The sequence below is a fragment of the Mycobacterium sp. genome (genome assembly GCF_050701675.1).
GTDB lineage: Bacteria > Actinomycetota > Actinomycetes > Mycobacteriales > Mycobacteriaceae > Mycobacterium.
The window spans coordinates 1-4364 of sequence record NZ_JBOGDD010000849.1 but is presented as its reverse complement, the minus strand read 5'-3'; the positions used below and the strand labels follow the sequence as shown (position 1 = coordinate 4364).

3 protein-coding genes are annotated in these 4364 nt (G+C 71.4%); 1 reads left to right on the top strand and 2 read right to left on the bottom strand.

The features are described from left to right. The coding region (locus tag ACRDUX_RS26095) for a Calx-beta domain-containing protein (RefSeq protein WP_526417967.1) at positions 1-1147 on the bottom strand (1147 nt) is incomplete at its 3' end. Beyond that, the gene (locus tag ACRDUX_RS26090) at positions 1144-2649 is read right to left on the bottom strand and encodes a Calx-beta domain-containing protein (RefSeq protein ID WP_526417965.1); all 1506 of its coding nucleotides are present in this window, start codon (positions 2647-2649) and stop codon (positions 1144-1146) included. The genes ACRDUX_RS26090 and ACRDUX_RS26095, both read right to left, overlap by 4 nt. A gap of 116 nt (positions 2650-2765) precedes the next feature. Between ACRDUX_RS26090 and ACRDUX_RS26085 the strand changes: the two genes are divergently transcribed. Then, positions 2766-4364 (top strand): ATP-binding protein (locus ACRDUX_RS26085; RefSeq protein WP_526417963.1); only part of this gene is annotated, 1599 nt, incomplete at its 3' end.

Sequence of the window (4364 nt, the reverse complement as noted above, 5' to 3'; positions counted from 1 at the left end):
GGGCGAAGGTGTTGGCGGCTTCGTCGAAGCGCGTCCAGAACACCGCCCGGTCGCCGTCGAGCAGGCGCAGGTCGACCGTGTTCAGCGCCCGCCAGCGATCCGGATGGGCCCAGCGCAGGGTCAGTGTCGTCGGCTCGTCCGGCGCGGCGGTCGGGTCGGCGGGGGACAGCTCCGGGACGCCGACAATGAGGGCCTCGTCGTTGAGGATCGTGCCGATGCCGGTGGGGTCGCCGAGCGGGGCGCCGGCGGCCGCACCGAGCACGACCGAGAACGTCTCGCTCGGTTCGAGCGTCCGATCGCCGCGCACGGTGACCGAGACGGTCTTCTGGGTCTCGGAGGCGTTGAACACCAGCGAGGTGCTCAACGCGTCGTAGTCGGAGCCGGCGGTGGCGGTCCCGTCCACCGTCTTGGCGGTGACCTTGACGGGAAACGTCGCCGGGCCGCGCAGGCGCACGATGAACACGGCCGATCGCGTCCCGGCGTCGCCCTCCAGGATGGCGACGTCGCTGATGCTCAGCCCGAGTGGGAGCGGCAGCGCTGTCGGCGTGAAGGTCGCCGTCCGGGTGCGCGCGTCGATCGGTGACGGCGTGCGGGTCGGCGTTGGCGTGCGCGTCCGCGTGCGAGTCGGCGTGCGAGTCCGCGTCGGCGTGCGGGTGCGCGTCCGCGTGCGCGTCGGTGTATGAGTCCGCGTGGTCGTCCGGGTCGCGGTCGCCGTCGCCTGCGGGAAGCCTTCTTCTATGCAACTCCCATCGGAACAGGTTTGTCCCATGGCGCAGTCGACGTCGGTCACACAGTCCTCGGCGGGGACGGGGGTTCTGCCTCGGCACTCGCCATTCGCCTGGCACTGGTCGTCGACGGTCAATATGTTGAAATCCTCGCAGGGGCGGCCGACCACCGCGGTATTTACGCACCGGTTGGACGTCTCGCTGCAGCCGTCGTTGGTGCACCCATTGAAGTCATCGCAGCCGCGGGCGGTGTGCACGCAATTGAAGAGGATGCAGAAGTCGGCGGTGCAGAACGCGTCGTCATCGCAATCGCTCTGCAACACACAGCCCTGAGCAGAACCGCTGCCCGGCGTCAGGGCCAACAAGGCGATCGCCAGCCCGAGGAGGGCCACACGACGCCGCACCGCCGACCGGCCCCTCATCGTACCGCTCCGCGGCCGCGCCGGGTGGCGAGTCGTATGAGTGCCAGCAGGCCGAGCCCGAGTGCCCCGCCGCCCCGGCTACTGCGGCGCGGCGGTTGGATCGCGCAACCGTCGTCTTCAGTGGTTGAGGGGCTGGCGCTGCTCAATTCGAGATACCCGATGGGGAGAAATCCCTGTTCCTCCCCGGAGTCCTCGGTGGCGGCGGTCTCGACCCGCAGCACGCGGCCGCCGAGCGACCGGTCGAGGCTGAAGGTGAAGAGCAGGTCGACGGTCGGCCCGGTGGGACCGCTGCCCTGCACGGCGCTCTCGGCGGGATAGAAGGTCGCCGTCTCGCTGGCGATCGGTGCGCCGGTCCCGGGCGGAACGCCGGCGCCGCACGCGCCGTCGGCGTCACAGAGGGCGAAGGTGTTGGCGGCTTCGTCGAAGCGCGTCCAGAACACCGACCGGTCGCCGTCGAGCAGGCGCAGGTCGACGGTGTTCAGCGCCCGCCAGCGATCAGGATGGGCCCAGCGCAGCGTCAGTGTCGTCGGCTCGTCCGGCGCGGCGGTCGGGTCGGCGGGCGACAGCTCCGGAACCCCGACGGTGAGAGCCTCGTCGTTGAGGATCGTGCCAATGCCGGTGGGATCGCCGACCGGTGCGCCGACGGCGGCACCGAGCACGACGGAGAACGTTTCGCTCGGTTCGAGCGTCCGATCGCCGCGCACGGTGACCGAGACGGTCCTCTGGGTCTCGGAGGCGTTGAACACCAGCGAGGTGCTCAACGCGTCGTAGTCGGAGCCGGCGGTGGCGGTGCCGTCCACCGTCTTGGCGGTGACCTTGACGGGAAACGTCGCCGGGCTGCGCAGGCGCACGATGAACACGGCCGATCGCGTCCCGGCGTCGCCCTCCAGAATGGCGACGTCGCCAATGCTCAGCCCGAGCGGCAGCGGCGGGGAGGCGGTCGGCACGGCGGTAGGGGTGAATGTGCGGGTCTGCGTGCTGCTCGGCGTGGGGGACGCCGACGGGGTGCGCGTATGGGTCGGCACGGCGGTCGGGGTGAAGGTGAACGTTCGCGTCGGCGTGGGCGGCACGCTGGTCGGTGAGGGGGACGCCGACGGGGTACGCGTCTGGGTCGGTACGGCGGTCGGGGTGAAGGTGAACGTTCGCGTAGGCGTGGGCGGCACGCTGGTCGGCGTGAAGGTCGCCGAGGGGGTGCCTGTGGACAGGACGTTCGCCGGTGTCGGGGTGACCGTCGGGGTGTGCGTAAGGGTCCGCACCGCGGTCTGGGTGAACGTTCGCGTTGGCTGCGCCGTGCTGGGGCTGGCCGTCGCGATCAGCCCCAGCAGGGCGGCGACCTGGGCGGCCTTGCGGGCCATCTGCGCGACCACGGGGCCCAGGGCCTCGGCGCTCTGAAAGCGATTCTTCTCGCCGGTCTTCGGCCGTTCGACGACGCCGGCGAGGGCGCCGTCCTCGGCCACGGTGACGCGGACGATGAACGTCATCGGAGATGGGTCTGTCTGCATGGAGCCTTGCTACGCCGCGGGTGTCACAGGAACGTCACGCGCTGTGTGACGGGCCGCCAGGCTCGCTAGGCAGCGGAAGTGCCCACGTGGTAGGTCATCGCCGTCGCCTGGAACCGATGTCTCCTCTCCGGCTCAACCTGCTCGGTGGCTTTGAAGCGCGGCTGGCCTCGGGGCCCGCGATCATCCTGGCGCGCCGCAAAGCCCAGGCGCTGTTGGCCTATCTGGCCGTCCAGCCCGGCCAGGTCCACCTGCGCGACAAGCTGGCGGCGCTGCTCTGGGGCGACACCACGGATGGGCAGGCGCGTCACAGCCTGCGGCAGGCTCTGCTGGCGATCAGGCAGGCGCTGCCGTCGGTTGACGGCGCCCTCCTCGTCATCGGGCCTGACAGCGTGACGTTGAACGAGGCAGCGGTCGACGTCGACGTCACCGCGTTCGAGCGCCTGCTGGCGCAGGGCACCGCCGAGGCGCTGCGCGCCGCCGACGCGCTCTACCGCGGCGAGTTTCTCGAGGGGCTCAGCATCCAGGAGCCCGCCTTCGAGGAGTGGCTGATCACCGCGCGCGAGCGACTGCGCGAGTTGGCCGTCGAGGGCCTGGCGAAGCTCCTCGCGCATCATGTCCAGGAGGGCCCGGTCGCGGCGGCGATTCCGGTCGCCGCGCGGCTGCTCAGCCTCGACCCATTGCAGGAGTCCGTGCACCGCACGCTGATGCGCCTCTACGCGCGGCAGGGGCGTCGAGGGGTCGCACTGCGCCAGTATCAGGTCTGTGTCGACGTCATGCAGCGCGAGTTGGGGGTCGAGCCGGAGGCCCAGACGCGCCAGGTCTACCAGGAGATCCTCGAGGCCTCGCCCGCCGCGGCCCGCGTGGCAACGGCCCCCGCCCCGCCATCCGCCGCCTCCATCCCACAGGATGGCGGCGACTTCGGCGCCGCCATCTTCACTCGCGCGACCCCGCTGGTCGGGCGCGAGGCGGAGGTCGCGACGCTGCGCGAGGCGTGGGACCAGGCGTGCCAGCAGCGTGGACGGATCGCCGTGATCCTGGGTGAGGCGGGGACCGGCAAGAGTCGGCTCGTCGCCGATCTCCTCGGCCACGCCGTCGCCCTCGGCGGCCGCGTGCTGCTCGGCCGCGCGCACGACAGCGAACAGATCCTGCCCTTCGGCCCGTGGGCCGATGCCCTGCGCTCGGGGCGGGTGATCGCCGAGCTGGCGGCGCGACGCGACGCGAACGCCGTCTGGGTGGCCGAGCTGGCGCGGCTCTTTCCGGAGCTCGGCGCACCGACGCGCGCGGTCGCGGATGCGGAGGACTACGTGCGGCTGTTCGAGGCCATCGCACAGGTCATCGGTCGCCTCGCGCACGATCGGCCGCTGCTCCTGGTCCTCGAGGACCTGCACTGGGCTGACGAGATGACCCTGCGCCTGCTCGCCTTCGTCAGCCGCCGTCTGGCGCAGTGGCCGGTGCTGGTGGTGGCGACCGCGCGCAGCGAGGACCTGATCGACGCCCCGCTCCTGCGCCGCGCCCTGGTCGAGTTGCGCGGCGACGCCGGGCTGCTCGCGCTCACCGTGTCGCCGTTGACCCAATCGCACACGGTGACGTTGGTGCGCACGTTGTGTCGCGCCGGCACCGACGATCCCACCGTGCGCCGGCTCGGCGAGCAGATCTGGCGCGTCAGCGAGGGCAACCCGTTCATGGTGGTGGAGACCATACACGCGCTGTACGAG